Annotated in this window: 10 protein-coding genes and 1 pseudogene; 6 read left to right on the top strand and 5 right to left on the bottom strand. The window is 60.9% G+C overall.

The window, feature by feature from the left end:
• A pseudogene (locus tag ACNKH3_RS03465) lies at nucleotides 1–587 on the top strand (IS5 family transposase); the annotation flags it as partial.
• Nucleotides 588–602: 15 nt separating this feature from the next.
• On the opposite strand, the gene ACNKH3_RS03470 reads toward ACNKH3_RS03465, so the two are convergent.
• Nucleotides 603–1,067 (bottom strand): YkgJ family cysteine cluster protein, encoded by a 465-nt coding sequence (locus ACNKH3_RS03470; RefSeq protein ID WP_420208260.1) that lies wholly within the window; start codon nucleotides 1,065–1,067, stop codon nucleotides 603–605.
• Between the two features lie 147 nt (nucleotides 1,068–1,214).
• Nucleotides 1,215–2,570: a vWA domain-containing protein gene (locus ACNKH3_RS03475; protein ID WP_420208261.1), complete on the bottom strand. Its 1,356-nt coding sequence runs from the start codon at nucleotides 2,568–2,570 to the stop codon at nucleotides 1,215–1,217.
• Nucleotides 2,571–2,832: 262 nt separating this feature from the next.
• Here ACNKH3_RS03475 and ACNKH3_RS03480 point away from each other — a divergent pair, with 262 nt between their 5' ends.
• From ACNKH3_RS03480 to ACNKH3_RS03490, 3 genes are all read left to right on the top strand, one after another.
• Complete coding sequence (locus ACNKH3_RS03480) at nucleotides 2,833–4,275, top strand: acetyl-CoA carboxylase biotin carboxylase subunit (protein WP_420208262.1); 1,443 nt, start codon at nucleotides 2,833–2,835, stop codon at nucleotides 4,273–4,275.
• Nucleotides 4,276–4,331: 56 nt separating this feature from the next.
• The gene (locus ACNKH3_RS03485; RefSeq protein WP_420208263.1) at nucleotides 4,332–4,466 is read left to right on the top strand and encodes a hypothetical protein; all 135 of its coding nucleotides are present in this window, start codon (nucleotides 4,332–4,334) and stop codon (nucleotides 4,464–4,466) included.
• Between the two features lie 161 nt (nucleotides 4,467–4,627).
• A complete protein-coding gene (locus ACNKH3_RS03490; RefSeq protein ID WP_417915716.1) occupies nucleotides 4,628–6,532 on the top strand; it encodes a biotin/lipoyl-containing protein in 1,905 nt (634 codons plus the stop codon).
• A gap of 65 nt (nucleotides 6,533–6,597) precedes the next feature.
• Here the strand turns inward: ACNKH3_RS03490 and metK are convergent, their stop codons facing one another.
• The 3 genes from metK to lon all read right to left on the bottom strand — a co-directional run bounded on the left by metK (nucleotide 6,598) and on the right by lon (nucleotide 12,146).
• Nucleotides 6,598–7,761 carry a methionine adenosyltransferase gene (metK, locus tag ACNKH3_RS03495; RefSeq protein ID WP_420208264.1) on the bottom strand — a complete coding sequence of 388 codons (1,164 nt, stop codon included), beginning with the start codon at nucleotides 7,759–7,761 and terminating at the stop codon, nucleotides 6,598–6,600.
• A gap of 17 nt (nucleotides 7,762–7,778) precedes the next feature.
• Complete coding sequence (locus ACNKH3_RS03500; protein ID WP_420208265.1) at nucleotides 7,779–9,674, bottom strand: bifunctional homocysteine S-methyltransferase/methylenetetrahydrofolate reductase; 1,896 nt, start codon at nucleotides 9,672–9,674, stop codon at nucleotides 7,779–7,781.
• A 90-nt stretch (nucleotides 9,675–9,764) separates the two neighbouring features.
• On the bottom strand, nucleotides 9,765–12,146 hold the full coding sequence (lon, locus tag ACNKH3_RS03505) for an endopeptidase La (protein ID WP_417915822.1): 2,382 nt from the start codon (nucleotides 12,144–12,146) through the stop codon (nucleotides 9,765–9,767).
• A 184-nt stretch (nucleotides 12,147–12,330) separates the two neighbouring features.
• On the opposite strand from lon, the gene ACNKH3_RS03510 reads away from it, so the two are divergent.
• Both ACNKH3_RS03510 and ACNKH3_RS03515 read left to right on the top strand, forming a co-directional pair.
• The gene (locus ACNKH3_RS03510; RefSeq protein WP_420208266.1) at nucleotides 12,331–13,131 is read left to right on the top strand and encodes a hypothetical protein; all 801 of its coding nucleotides are present in this window, start codon (nucleotides 12,331–12,333) and stop codon (nucleotides 13,129–13,131) included.
• 282 nt (nucleotides 13,132–13,413) lie between these two features.
• The gene (locus tag ACNKH3_RS03515; protein WP_420208267.1) at nucleotides 13,414–13,734 is read left to right on the top strand and encodes a c-type cytochrome; all 321 of its coding nucleotides are present in this window, start codon (nucleotides 13,414–13,416) and stop codon (nucleotides 13,732–13,734) included.
• The last annotated feature ends 64 nt before the right edge of the window (nucleotides 13,735–13,798 follow it).

Below are 13,798 nucleotides of genomic sequence, written 5' to 3' on the forward strand. Positions count from 1 at the left end.
ACCCGCATGAGCCGCTGGAGCAAAAATGGTGTGCTTGACCGAATTTTCGCACGATTGCAGCAGGAGCAGATGCTGCATGTCAGCACGGATGCCCTTTCTATCGACAGCACGGTCATCAAAGTTCACCCTGACGGAACTGGGGCATTAAAAAACACGGCTCTCAATCTGTCGGCAAATCCTGCGGCGGATGGACAACAAAATTGCATTTAGTTGCCGCATCTGATGAATGTGCCGTAGTTTTTTCGCTTTCTCCCGGCCAGGCCGGAGATGCTCCAGAAGGCCGCAAGCTGTTGACGGAGCTGGGGGAGGCTTCAGAACCATGCGCGATGATCATGGACAGAGCATATGAAGGCGATGAAACGAGAAAATTGGTCTCAGAACTGGGCTTTTCGCCTGTTGTGCCCCCAAAAAGCAACCGGACAGAACCTTGGGAGTATGACAAAGAACTGTATAAAAAACGGAATGAAGTAGAGCGGTTGTTCAGGAGATTGAAGGGATTCCGCCGCATCTTCACCCGATTTGACAAACTGGATGTCATGTTCATCGGATTTGTCGTTTTTGCCCTGATCGTGATTGCAATCAAATAGTGTTAACAGGCTCTATCAAGTTTTTTCGCTGCGGCCTGACAGGGACAGACTGACTGACTTGCAAAAAGCTCCCGCTGTAGCCCGTCCGTCAAGTCTATCCGCTTGCGGCCCGGTCAGCCGCACCCCCGGACATTCCCGGAGCAGCTCCTGCTGATCCGTTTTGAACCGCTCCCAGAAAGGAAAGGAGCGGCACTGCGCTGGCCTGCATTCATAGATCAGGCAGCGGCGGGCGGCGCGGTCAAAGAAGCAGCAGAAATGCTCGCCGCTGATCACCCGCTCTTGCAGGGAAATTTTGCCCTGCGTCCGCCGCGCATACTGTTTGGCGAAGAGGCCCGCATTCATTCCTCGCATGGCGGCCATCGCCTCCAGCTCCTCCCGGCTCACCCAGACATAGCCGCCCGCGCCCCGGCAGCAGCGGCCGCCGCAGGCGGCGCAGACCGCGTTGTCAAATTCGTAAGGAAACGCCGCATCGCTTGTCATCATTTCTCCTTGCGCAAAAAAACGCTGGCATACTCATCCTTCAACAGGCAGTCAGGAACTGCGCGCTCTTCGACTCCGCTCAGAGTGCTTGTTCGTGCAAGCGCCCTGAGCGGAGCCGAAGGGCATTTTTATATCACCGCCTGCTGATCAGCAGCCCTCTACCGCTTGGCTGCGGTGCTTGACCTTCTTCTGCTCCATCGCCCGGTCTTCGGCCTTCATCGGCTTGCTGACGCTTTTGCTGTAGGAGTCAATGGCGGACAGCTCGCTTTGCACCGTGGGGCTGGCAGCCGGAGCGGCGGCCTCGATCTTCTTCCGCGCCTCGCTGAGAATGGCGGCGGCGCGGGCCTGCTCGCCCTTGTCAACGGCCAGGGCCGCCTGCTGCCGGGCGTGATTGGCCTCAAACACAGCGGCCCGCTCCAGCACCTCCTTGTTCTGGCGGGCGGCGGCGGCAGCCGCATCCTCAGTGCTGATGATGCTGAGGCGGCCAGAGAGCGGCGCCGCCGCCGGGCCGCCCGGCTCCTTGTAGCTGACGCTGACCTGCGCCGCATTGTCCAGCCGGACCGCGCCCCGCAGCTTGGGCCGCACTCGGATCTGCATCCGCCGCCGCTCGCCTGCGGCCAAGTCGCCGAAGCGCACCGTGACCTGATTGCCATTGACCTCAAAGCTGTTGGCGAAGACCTGTTCAATGACCAAGCCGCTGCCCAGATTGATGTTGACCTTGATGTCGGCGGCGGCCAGCTGCTCCACGGATTTGAACTCCTTGGCGAGAATGGAGTTCATGCTCTCCGGGTGGTCGATGAAGTAGTACATCCCCCGCCCGCTCTCGGCCAAAGCCGCGAGCAAGTCCTCGTTGAAGTCAAGCCCCACGCCGAAACTGCTCAGGGAAACGCCTGCCTCGGCCTGCGCCAAGGTCAGCTGCGCCAGCTCCTCGTTCGAGGTGATGCCGATGTTGGCCAGGCCGTCCGAAAGCAGCAGCACCCGGCTGATGACTGACGGGCGGGCGTGATTCCGCACTTGATGAAAGCCTTCCAGCAGCCCTTCGCCAAGGTTGGTGCCGCCTGCCGCCTCAAGCGACTTGATCAGCCACTGCATCTGCTGGCCCTGCTCGACCGGCTGCGACGGATACAGCACTCTGGCCTTGGTGCTGTAGGCGATCAAGGCGAAGCGGTCTTCCGGGCGCAGGCGGCTGATCATCGCCAAGGCCGCCTCCTTGACATAGTCGAGCTTGCCCTGCTCCTCCATCGAGCCGGAGGTGTCAATGACCAAGGCCAGATTGAGCGGCACGCGGGGCCGCTGGCTGGCCGCGTCCGGAGCCGTGACCAGCACTTCGAGATAGCGGGCCTCCTCCTGCCCAGCGTAGATATGGTCGTTGTCAAAGGCGACCTGAAGCTGGAGCGGCGCAGCCTGACCCTGACCGGCTCCTGCCCAGAGCAGGGCGAGACAGCAGGCGAGCAGCGCGGCGGCGGATTTGACTGGGGCGCGGGGAATGCGGCGGGTGTTCATGACAGCCTCCTGAAAAAAGTGGGGAAAAGAACGTGCTGCGGCGCAGCCTTCCGCAGATTTAGCGCGGCAGGCGGAAATTGCAAGCGGAAAGATGCGCCGCCAGCTGGCCGGCCCCTCAGACCTTTTCCTTGCGGAACGCCGCGTTTTCTGTTATCTTAGCGGGATTTCGCCCGAATCAAGAAGAGGTGAGCAGGGCTGAACCCGGTCCGCCGCATGTTGACCGGCTGCAAGAATAATTCCAACTATCAGGAAGGCGGAACCATTGAAGACTAAAATACTCGTTGCCAACCGGGGTGAGATCGCCATCCGCATCATCCGGGCCATTCAGGAGCTGAACTGCGAGGCTGTGGCTGTCTATGAAACACCTGACCGGGATTCCAGCCACATCCGCACTGCTGACGAGGCGGTCTGGATCGGGCACGGCCCGCGCTGCGACTATCTGAACATTGACAAGGTCATCGCCGCCGCGCAGAAGAGCGGGGCTGCGGCCATTCATCCCGGCTACGGCTTTCTGGCTGAGAACGCCGACTTTGCCCGCGCCTGCGAGAAGGCGGGCATCATCTTTATTGGCCCGCCGTCAGATGTGATTGACAATCTTGGCAACAAGGTCACGGCCCGCAGGATCATGGCCGAGGCAGGCATCCCGATGGTGCCGGGCACGCAAAATCTGAAGGCCGGGAACGAGGGCTTGCAGGAGGCGGTCGAGTTCGGCAGGAAATACGGCTACCCGATCATGCTCAAAGCCACAGCAGGCGGCGGCGGGCGCGGCATCCGCAAGATCGAGCAGGAGAAAGACCTCAAGGATCACTACGCCATGGCCCGCGCCGAGGCCAATGCCGCCTTTGGCGACGACTCGGTCTATCTTGAGAAAGCCGTGGTCAGGCCCAAGCATATCGAGGTGCAGATCATCGCCGACAAGAAGGGCAGCACCATCCACCTCGGCACCCGCGACTGCTCCATCCAGCGGCGCAACCAGAAGTTAGTCGAGATCGCCCCGGCCTTTCAGCTCACGCCGGAGCAGCAGGAGGCGATCAGCCAGACAGCGGTGAAGGCCGCCAAGGCCGCAGGCTACTTCAACGCGGGCACGGTCGAGTTCCTCTATGACAGCGACGGCAAGTTCTACTTCATGGAGATCAACACCCGCCTGCAAGTCGAGCACACGGTCTCGGAGATGATCACCGGCATAGACATCGTCCGCACCCAAATCAAGCTGGCCTTGGGCAAAGACCTCTCCATCCGGCAGGAGGACGTGCAGCTGCGCGGCCATGCCGTGGAGATGCGCATCAACGCCGAGGATCCGAAGAACAACTTCATGCCGGAAGGCGGCAAGACCGTGCATGTCTACCGCTCGCCGGGCGGCTACGGCATCCGCCTCGACGGCTTCTGCTATCAGGGCTTCACCATCCCGCAGGTCTATGACTCGCTTTTGGTCAAGATGACCGTGTTCGGCTGGTCGTGGAACGAGACAGTTGACCGCCTGCGCCGCAGTCTGAACAACTTTGTCATCAGCGGCCCGAAGACCACCATCCCCTTCTATCTCAACCTGATCAACGATCCGGATTTTCAGGCGGGCAAGTTCGACACCTCCTTCTTGGAGACCCACGAATATCTCTTCGACTACGAGGAAGACAGCAGCGAGGTCAACAAGCTGGCCAAGCTGATCGCCGAGATCCACTGCAAGGGCGGCAACGCCTATGCAGCCTGAGGCGGCGCCGGAACAGGCTTGAATTGCAAAGCATTCAGCTGCATCTGAGAGACGCAGTGCCTGATCTGAGCCAGATTGAGCCTGAGGCAGGACGGACAGAGCTTCATCTGCAACAGATCGAACTTGATTTGCTCCAGATGCGACTCAACCCGCTGCGGATCACGTCGCATCTGCTCCGCAGCAAGCCGTAGGAACAGCGGATTGAGGCTGATTCAACACAGATTGGGCTTGATTTACCGCAGATCACATCTGCGCAGGAGCTGACAGGGCCGCCGGAGAGGCAGATTCAGGGCGCAAAGGCCGAAATGCGGGTCAGGGACGAACGAATTCAACACCACCACGGACACAGGTCATGACACGAATCACGCAAGACATGGACATTGCCTCGATGCTGGCCGCGCTGCGCCAGGCCGACGGCTATTACATCACGAACACGGCGCGGGACATGTCCCAGTCGGACTACAAGAACCGCATCCTGCTCCACACTGACCTGCTGGCCGCGCCAGCGCGGGAGGCGGCAGGCTACTTCTCGCTGGAGATCACGGGCGGGGCTTCAGTGCATGTGGACATCCTCCGCAAGCAGGTTGATCCCTTCCTCAAGCTGGAGCTGCTGCGGCAGGCCATGCCGAACACGATGTTCCAGACCCTCTGCCGGGGCTTGAACCTCTTCGGCTACCGGCCCTATCCGGCCAACGTCATCCGCTTCACCGTGCGCGAGTTTGCCAAGTACGTGGATGTCTGGCGCACCTTCGACTTCCTCAACCACGTGCCGAACATGCAGGCGGTCTTTGAGGAAGTTGCCAAGGCGGGCAAGCTGAACGAGCCGTGCATCTGCTTCTCTACCGGGCCGGAGCACACGAACGCTTATTACGTGGCCAAGGTGAAGGAGATTCTTGCTGTCACCGGCGAGGACATCACCCTCTGTATCAAGAACCACGGCGGCCTCGGCACACCCCGCCGCATTGGCGAGCTGGTCAACGCGATCAAACAGGCCTACCCTGACCTGATCATCCACTACCATGGCCACAACACCGACGGCAACGACGTGGGCCGCATCACCGAGGCGGTGCTGAACGGGGCAAAGATCGTGGATGCGGCCGACCACGCCTTTACTGGCTACTACGGCCCGCCCGCAGTGCTGACCGTCATTCAAACTCTGAAAGATCACGGTAAGACAGCAGTTGGCATTGATGAAGCAGCGGTGATTGCCACGTCCGATGCCATCCGCGACCAGCGTCCGCACTATGCGCAGTTCGAGTCGCAGATCAAGGGCTTCCAGCCGACCGTCCAGATCCACAAGCTGCCCGGCGGAGCTATGGGTTCCAGCTTGGAGCAGGCAGCTAAGGGCGGCTTCTTAGACAAGATGCCCGACATCCTCCACAAGGAGCTGCCCAAGGTGCAGGAGGAGCTGGGAAACTTCTGGAGTGTGACCCCTGGCTCGCAGATACTGTGGACGACTGCGGTCTCCAACGTTCAGCATGGCCGCTATGAGTCGCCCTCTGGCGACCTGAAGAACCTGCTGCTGGGCAAGTACGGCCCCTTCCCCTTCTATCAGCCTGCCGACTGGATCTACGAGAAGGTCTTTGGCGAGGACTGGCGCAAGACGCTGGCCGAGCAGGGCGGAGCAGAGGCCATTTCCGACATGGATATAGAGCAGGAGCGCAAGACCCTGATTGACCGCTTGGGCTATGAGCCGACTGAGCAGCAGCTGGTTATCTACCTCCAGCATCCGAACGACGCGGTCAACTTCTACAAATTCGAGGCCGAGTTCGGCAAGGCGTATGTGCTGCCGCCGTCCATCTTCCTGCGGCAGGGAGGCTTCCCGCTCGGCGAGACCCTGATGTTCAAGGATCACTTCGGTAAGGAGCATCTGATTGAGGTCGGGCCAGCGCAGAAGACTCAGGACGGCAGCACCAATGTCTATCTCAACGTGGACCACCACGAGCGGGTCTATGTCTTCGAGCCGGAGAAGCATGCGGGCGCGGCCCCGGCAGCGGCCAAGCTGTCGAAAGAGGAGATTGCCGAGCTGGCTCAGGCGGGCGACTTCCGCGCTCCCTTTGCCGCCAACGTCAGCGCGGTGAGCGTCAAGGCCGGGCAGGAGGTGGCAGCCGGAGATCAGCTATTGGTGCTGGAGGCGATGAAGATGCAGACTCCGGTAGTTGCGGAGGAGGCGGGCGTGGTGGCTGCAGTGAGCGTCAAGGTGGGGCAAAGCCTTCAGCCGGGGGACAAGCTGGTGAAGGTGGACATCAAAGACTGAGCGCAGTCCAAGTTTTATTCACAGAGGGGCAAGGCTTCAGCTTTGCCCCTTTTTTTGCGCAGAGGCTAAATCCCTGCCGCAGCCTTCAGCTCCTCGGCCTTGTCCGTGCGCTCCCAGGTGAAATCAGGCAGCTCGCGGCCAAAGTGACCATAGGCGGCGGTCTGGCGGTAAATGGGGCGGAGCAGGTTCAGGTGCTGGATGATGGCCTTGGGCCGCAGGTCGAATATCTCGCTCACCAGCTGAGTCAGCCGCTCTTCGGAAACCTTGCCGGTGCCGAAGGTGTTGACGTTGATGGACACGGGCCGCGCAATGCCGATGGCGTAGGCCACCTGCACTTCCACGGTCGAGGCCAAGCCAGCGGCGACAATGTTCTTGGCCACGTAGCGGCCCATGTAGGAAGACGATCTGTCCACCTTGGACGGATCCTTGCCTGAAAACGCGCCGCCGCCGTGCGAGCCGCGCCCGCCGTAGGAATCCACAATGATCTTGCGGCCCGTCACGCCGCAGTCGCCGACCGGCCCGCCAATGACGAAGCGGCCTGTGGGGTTGATGAAATACTTGGTGTTCGCGTCAAGCATCGCCGCCGGGAGGATGGGTTTGATGATCTCCTCCATGATGCCTTCTTTGAGGTCGGCGTAGGAGATGTCCGGGCTGTGCTGGCTCGACAGCACCACGGCCTCGATGCGCTGGGCCTTGTTGTCCACGTACTCCACCGTGACCTGGCTCTTCGCGTCGGGCCGGAGCCACGGCAGCACGCCGTTCTTGCGCACCTCGGCCTGGCGCTTGACCAGCCGGTGGGCGTAGGTGATCGGCATGGGCATGAGGACTTCCGTCTCGTCGCAGGCGTAGCCGAACATCAGGCCCTGGTCTCCGGCACCCTGCTCCAGGTCAAGACCGCTGCCCTCGTTCACGCCTTGGGCGATGTCAGGCGACTGCTTGTCTATGCTGGTCATGACAGCGCAGGACTGCCAGTCAAAGCCCATCTCCGAGGAGTTGTAGCCGATCGCCTTGATCGTCTGGCGGACGATCTCCGGCATGTCGACCCAGGCCGAAGTGGTTATTTCGCCTGCGATCATCGCCAAGCCGGTGGTGACAAGGCTTTCGCAGCCGACGCGGGCGTATTTGTCCTGCGCGAGAATCGCGTCAAGGATTGCGTCGGAGATTTGATCGGCCACCTTGTCAGGATGGCCTTCAGACACAGATTCGGAAGTGAACAGATGACGCGACATGGGATTGCTCCGTGAGGTTAAAGGGTGGTGTTCTGAAGAATTTTGTCTGCCCGTCCGCTTCCTGTCCATCCGGCGCGGCGCGCCTGGGCGACAAAATCCAGCGCGATCTCCCACTTGTTCAGCGGACTGACAAGATACAGCCCGTCAATGAAGGGGGCGACGCGTTCAATCAATGCGGCGGTGTGCTCCAGCGCGGCCTTGCGCTGATCAGCGGTCTGCTCGTAGCGCGCCAGCAATGTCCGCAGCTCCTGCGGCACGCTGATGCCCGGCACCTCGTTGTGGAGGAACTCCGCATTGCGTGCCGAGATCAATGGAAAGATACCCGGAAAGACCAGAATGTCAAGATGGCGCACCTGCTCGGCCATCCGCTCCACTGCTTCGGCTGAGAAGAGCGGCTGAGTCATGGCGAAACGCGCTCCAAGCTCAACTTTCTTCTCCAAACGGCGCAGCTGGACCTCTGGATCCTCTGGGCGGAAGCTGAAGGCGCAGCCGATGGAGAATTCCGTCTGTTTCCGCAGCGGCTGACCGGCCATGCTGACCCCTCGGTTCAGTCCTTCGAGCATGGCGATCAGTCCGTAGGAGCGCAGATCGAATACCCCGCTCACTCCGGGCTGATCCGTGCCCGCTGCCGAGTCCCCAGAGATGGCCAGAACCGCTTCGATGCCGAGCAGATGCGCGTCCATCATCCGCGACTGGAGTCCGAGGGCGTTCAGATCCCGTCCGGTCTGATGCAGAATGGTCTGGATGCCCGTTCTTTGCCGTATCAGGGCCGCCAGACTCAAGTTCCCGGCCCGCAGAACGGCCAGCGGATTCTCTCCCAGCGATATCGCGTCCGCTCCAGCCGCTGCCAGAGCCGCCGCGCCGCGCAGGACAGGCTCCGCATCCAAGTGCGCGGGCGGATCCAGCTCGACGATGATAGGCAGACGGCCTAGCCGGAGCGATTGAAGGAATCCGCCGGGCTTAAACGCGGCTGGCGCGGGCGCAGGAGCCTCATTTCTGACCGCTTCGACCGCTGCGCGAACCCGCACAGGCTTGATGCGGAGCGCGGAACGGAATTCGCGGATGTGCGCAGGCGTTGTGCCGCAGCATCCGCCGATAAGATGGACACCGCTGCGCAGCATTTCCTTGGCCCGCAAGGCCATGTAAGCGGGCTGGGCCGGGTAAATCATGCGCCCGTCCAGCTGCTCCGGCAGGCCCGCGTTCGGAAAAGCGGCGAGCGGCGTGCCCTCGGCGGCCAAGGACGACATCCGCGACACGGCCTGCGCTGTCGCGTCAACGCCGCGCCCGCAGTTGGAGCCGACCAAGGCCGCGCCGGCATCGCGCATCCGCCTGCCGCAGAGCAGCGCGTCCTCGCCGAGGGCGGTCATCCCCTTGGCCGGGAAGACCATCTGGCTGACCACAGGCAGCTGCGGCGCGGCGGAGCGGGCCGCCTCAATCGCCAGGAGGATTTCCTCCAGGCTGGAGAAGGTCTCCAGCATCAGCAGGTCGGCGCCGCCCTCAGCCAGGCCGAGGATCTGCTCGCAGAAGGCGGCCCTGATCTCGTCCGGCCCGGCCTCCGCGTCATGCAGGGGGAACATCAGCCCGGTCGGGCCGACCGAGCCTGCGACATAGACGCTCTGCCCTGCGGCTTTGACGGCGATCTCCGCGCCGAGGCGGCTGATCTCCTGCGCTCTGCCGCCCGCGCCTGCGCCGCGCAGCTTGAAGCGGTTGGCGCCGAAGGTGTTGCTCTCAATTAACTGGCTGCCCGCCCGGATGTACTCCTCGTGGGCCGCCAGCACAAGGTCCGGGGCCTGCTCGTTGAGGAGGTCGAGGTTGCGGCCCCGCTCCACCCCCTGCTCGAAGAGGTAGGACCCCAGCGCGCCGTCGCCGAGCACCACATAATCATGGACGTATGCAAGAAAATCAGGCTTCATAGTCTTTGGGCAGTCGCTGGAGCGGATGGAGCCTGCGGCAAAAAAACAGGGGCGGACAGTCCGCCCCTGTTTTGTCCGGCGCGGAGCCGCTCATGGCTCCTTCCGCTCCGGTGTTTTGAAGCCGCTGCCGAGGGTGAGCTGAAGCACCTCGTCCATGTGGCTGACTGGGTAGAAGATGAGCTTTCTGCGCATCTCTTCCGGGATTTCCACCAAGTCCTTCTCGTTGTCTTTAGGGATGATGACTTTGGTGATCCCGGCCCGCAGCGCGGCCAAGGCTTTCTCCTTCAGGCCGCCGATGGGCAGCACTCTGCCGCGCAGGGTCACTTCGCCGGTCATGGCGATGCCCTTGCTCACCTTTTTCTCAGTGATGGCCGAGCAGAGGGCCACGGTCATGGTGATGCCTGCGGACGGCCCGTCCTTGGGAATGGCTCCGGCAGGGACGTGAATATGGATGTCCCGCGACTCAAAATAGCCCTTCTCCACGCCCAGCTCGCTGCTGCGGCTGCGGCAGTAGGTCAGGGCCGCTTGAGCCGATTCCTTCATCACCTCGCCCAGCTTGCCGGTGAGCATCAAGCCGCCTTTGCCCGGCACAATGGAGGTTTCGATGTGCAGGAGCGCGCCGCCCACGGAAGTCCATGCCAGGCCGACTGCCAAGCCCGGCTGGGCGAGCGTGTCCATCTCCGCGTCAGGCAGATACTTCGGCGGGCCGAGGTACTTCTCAACCGTGTTCTTGGAGATCGAGTAAGGCCCCTTGCCGCCCTCAGCAATCTTGCGGGCCAGCTTGCGGCAGATGCGCCCCAGCTCGCGCTCCAGATTGCGCACCCCGGCTTCCTCAGTGTAGCTGCTGATGATCATGTCAATGATGCTGTCGTCCATCTTGACCTGACTCAGCTTGATGCCGTTCTCCTTGGCCTGCCGGGGCAGGAGGTAGGTGCGGGCGATGACCCGCTTCTCCTCCTGCGTGTAGCCGGCAATCTCTATCACCTCCATCCGGTCCATCAGCGGGCCGGGAATGGTGTCGGTGCGGTTGGCCGTGGTGATGAACATGACCTTGGACAAATCAAAGGGCATGTTCATGTAATGATCGGAGAAGGTGTTGTTCTGCTCCGGGTCCAGCACTTCGAGCAGGGCCGAGGAGGGATCGCCCCGGTAGTCGGAGCCGATCTTGTCGATCTCGTCCATCATGAAGACCGGATTGCAGGTGCCTGCGCTCTTCAGTCCTTGCAGGATGCGGCCCGGCATCGCGCCGATATATGTTCTGCGGTGGCCGCGAATCTCGGCCTCGTCGCGCATTCCGCCGAGCGAGAGCCGGTAGAACTTGCGGCCCATCGCCCGCGCCACAGCCTTGCCCAGCGAGGTCTTGCCCACGCCCGGCGGGCCGACAAAGCAGAGGATCGGCCCTTTAGTCTCGGTGTTCAGCTTGCGCACGGCAAGGAATTCAAGGATGCGCTCCTTGACCTTCTCCAAGCCGAAATGATCTTCGTCCAGCACTTTGGCGGCCTTGACCAAGTCGAGCAGATCGGTGGAAGACTTCTTCCACGGCAGATCAATGATCCACTCAATGTAGGTGCGGATAATGTTGGCTTCGGAAGCGTCCGGGTGCATCATCTCCAAGCGTTTCAGCTCCTTCAACGCCTCTTTGCGGGCGTGTTTGGGCAGCTTCTTCTTGGAGATCTTCTTTTGCAACTCCTCGATGTCTTCGGTGTACGAATCGTCGTCGCCCAGCTCTTTTTTCAGAGCCTGCATCTGCTCGCGCAGGTAGTACTCCCGCTGCGACTTCGACATCTCCTCCCGCGCGTCGGACTGAATCTTGGCCTGCACCGCCGCCACTTCCAGCTCTTTGTTGAGCAGATTGGCCACTAAGCGCAGCCGCTCCAGCGGATCAACGGTCTCCAGAATCTTCTGCGACTCACCCACCTTGAGGCGGAGGTTGGAACCGACCAAATCAGCCAGCCTGCCTGGCTCCTCAATGCTGTTGACGACCCCCATCAGATCAGCGGAGAGGATGCCGCGCAGGGACATGATCTTCTCCGTCTGCTCGCGCACCAAACGCATCAGCGCCTCGATCTCCACGGTGATCTCGGCGCTTGGCTCATCCTCCTCGACCAAAGCAATGCCGACGCGGAAATGCGGCTCCTTCTGCTTGTAGTCGGTGATCTTGGCCTTGGCTAAAGCCTGCACCAGCACCTTCAGCCGACCGTCGGGCAGTTTGAGGCTGCGCATGATCTGCACCACCATGCCCACCTCGTAGAGGTCGTCCGGCTCTGGCTTGTCGCTGGAGACCTCTTTCTGAGTGACAAGCATCAGCATCTTGCTGCCGCTCATGGCCTCGTTGACAGCGGAGACGGAATTGGGCCGTCCGACAAAGAGCGGCAGGATCATGTAGTTGAAGACCACCACATCCCGCACCGCCATCATCGGCAGCTCTTCGGGAATGTCCGCGTCCTGAACGCTGTCCGCAAAATCGTCCATGCTGCTGGACAGTGAATCGTCGCTCTGCAATTCTTTTCCTCCTGAGATCAGGAATTTGTCAGCCCTGCCCGCAGACCTGCGGCGGTTCGCTGCATCAATGGTTGAAAGAACTTAAACATAACCTTATAGTAAGTCAAGCCGGGACAGCGTCCGGCGGCAAAAAAACATTGAACCGAGGCTTCCCATGCTTGCTCCTGCGTCCTTTTTTGATCTGAGCAGTTTTGACCACCGCGCCCTGTTTGACGGCTGCGTCCATGTCTGGGATGCGCTGAAGCGGCTGAAATCCTATCTGAACGGGCTGGACTACGCGCCGCTTGCCCATCCTCGCTTTCAGGACGGCGTGCCGCTGCCCTGCCATCTGATTCTGCATGATGGAAAATTTGAGGAGGCAGACGGCTGCGTCATCACATGGGGCGATGCGCTGAAAGGTCAGCTCAAGGTGCTGCGCGATGGTCAGGAGCTGGCCGGGGCTTCGGTGATCATGGCCGGGGCGGTGCTGATGGGCAGCCGCATTCTGCTCGGCAAAGGCGTGCTGATCGAGTCCGGCGCGTTGATCAAGGAGCCTGCGGTTTTCGGCGACTGCACAGAAGTGCGGCAGGGAGCCTACGTGCGCGGCTGGTGCCTGACTGGCAGCCGCTGCGTGGTCGGTCATGCCACTGAAGTCAAGCATTCCATCTTTCTCAACGACGCGAAGGCCGGGCATTTCGCCTATATAGGCGACTCCATCCTCGGCGGAGCGGCCAATCTCGGCGCAGGCACCAAATTCGCCAACCTCCGCTTTTTGCCCGGCAATGTCCAAGTTAAAACACCGGACGGCCCGCTTGACAGCGGCCTGCGCAAATTCGGGGCCATACTCGGCGACCGGGTGCAGACCGGCTGCAATTCCGTGACCAACCCCGGCACACTGATCGGACCGGACAGCCTGCTCCTGCCCAACACCACCGCGCCGTCGGGATATCATCCGCCGAAGTCTGTGCTGCGGTGACGAATCTTGCAAATGTCTGAAAAGGCATCATTACTCCGTCCTTGCTTGGGCCTGCCGCTCATTGCCGGATTGCTTTGAACTGCGGGCGATTGAGGCTTGAAACCTGATTTGCGCCCATGCTGTATTTTTTTCTTGACATGATTCATTTTTCATGAATATAAAGTATACTTTTGCACGTTTGCAACATGACGCATTACGTGTCTGCGGCAGACGGGCGACCTTGGCATGATGCCGTGGTTGATTTGATACAATCCGCATTTATTTTTTCTGGGAGAAAAAAATATGAAGTTAGCAATCGTTGGCGTTGCCGCTGCATGTCTGCTCGTTTCTGGCTCCGCCTTTGCAAGCGAGGAATTGGCTAAGGCAAACAACTGCATGGGCTGCCACCAGATGGAGCAGAAAGGCATGGGGCCGAGCTTGAAGGAGATCGCCGCCAAATACAAAGGCGACGCTGAGGGCGCAAAGACGATTGAGACCTCAATCATGCAGGGCAGCAAAGACAAATGGGGCACAATGCCGATGGCAGCGCAGGCAAACGTGAAAGAGGCTGATGCCAAGGCGTTGGCTGCATGGATTCTGTCCTTGGCCGCTGACGCGAAATAATCTGTTTGGCTGACGATTCACCGGCCTGCGCAGTGTCGGTGAACAAAGGGCAGGTTGCAAAACC

The organism is Candidatus Electronema sp. JC, from assembly GCF_048287365.2.
Taxonomy (GTDB): domain Bacteria; phylum Desulfobacterota; class Desulfobulbia; order Desulfobulbales; family Desulfobulbaceae; genus Electronema.

Coding starts and splice junctions, on each gene's coding strand:
- ACNKH3_RS03470 (WP_420208260.1), bottom strand. CDS start 1,067: ATGACAAGCGATGCGGCGTTTCCTTACGAATTTGACAACGCGGTCTGC.
- ACNKH3_RS03475 (WP_420208261.1), bottom strand. CDS start 2,570: ATGAACACCCGCCGCATTCCCCGCGCCCCAGTCAAATCCGCCGCCGCG.
- ACNKH3_RS03490 (WP_417915716.1), top strand. CDS start 4,628: ATGACACGAATCACGCAAGACATGGACATTGCCTCGATGCTGGCCGCG.
- metK (WP_420208264.1), bottom strand. CDS start 7,761: ATGTCGCGTCATCTGTTCACTTCCGAATCTGTGTCTGAAGGCCATCCT.
- ACNKH3_RS03500 (WP_420208265.1), bottom strand. CDS start 9,674: ATGAAGCCTGATTTTCTTGCATACGTCCATGATTATGTGGTGCTCGGC.
- lon (WP_417915822.1), bottom strand. CDS start 12,146: ATGGACGATTTTGCGGACAGCGTTCAGGACGCGGACATTCCCGAAGAG.
- ACNKH3_RS03510 (WP_420208266.1), top strand. CDS start 12,331: ATGCTTGCTCCTGCGTCCTTTTTTGATCTGAGCAGTTTTGACCACCGC.
- ACNKH3_RS03515 (WP_420208267.1), top strand. CDS start 13,414: ATGAAGTTAGCAATCGTTGGCGTTGCCGCTGCATGTCTGCTCGTTTCT.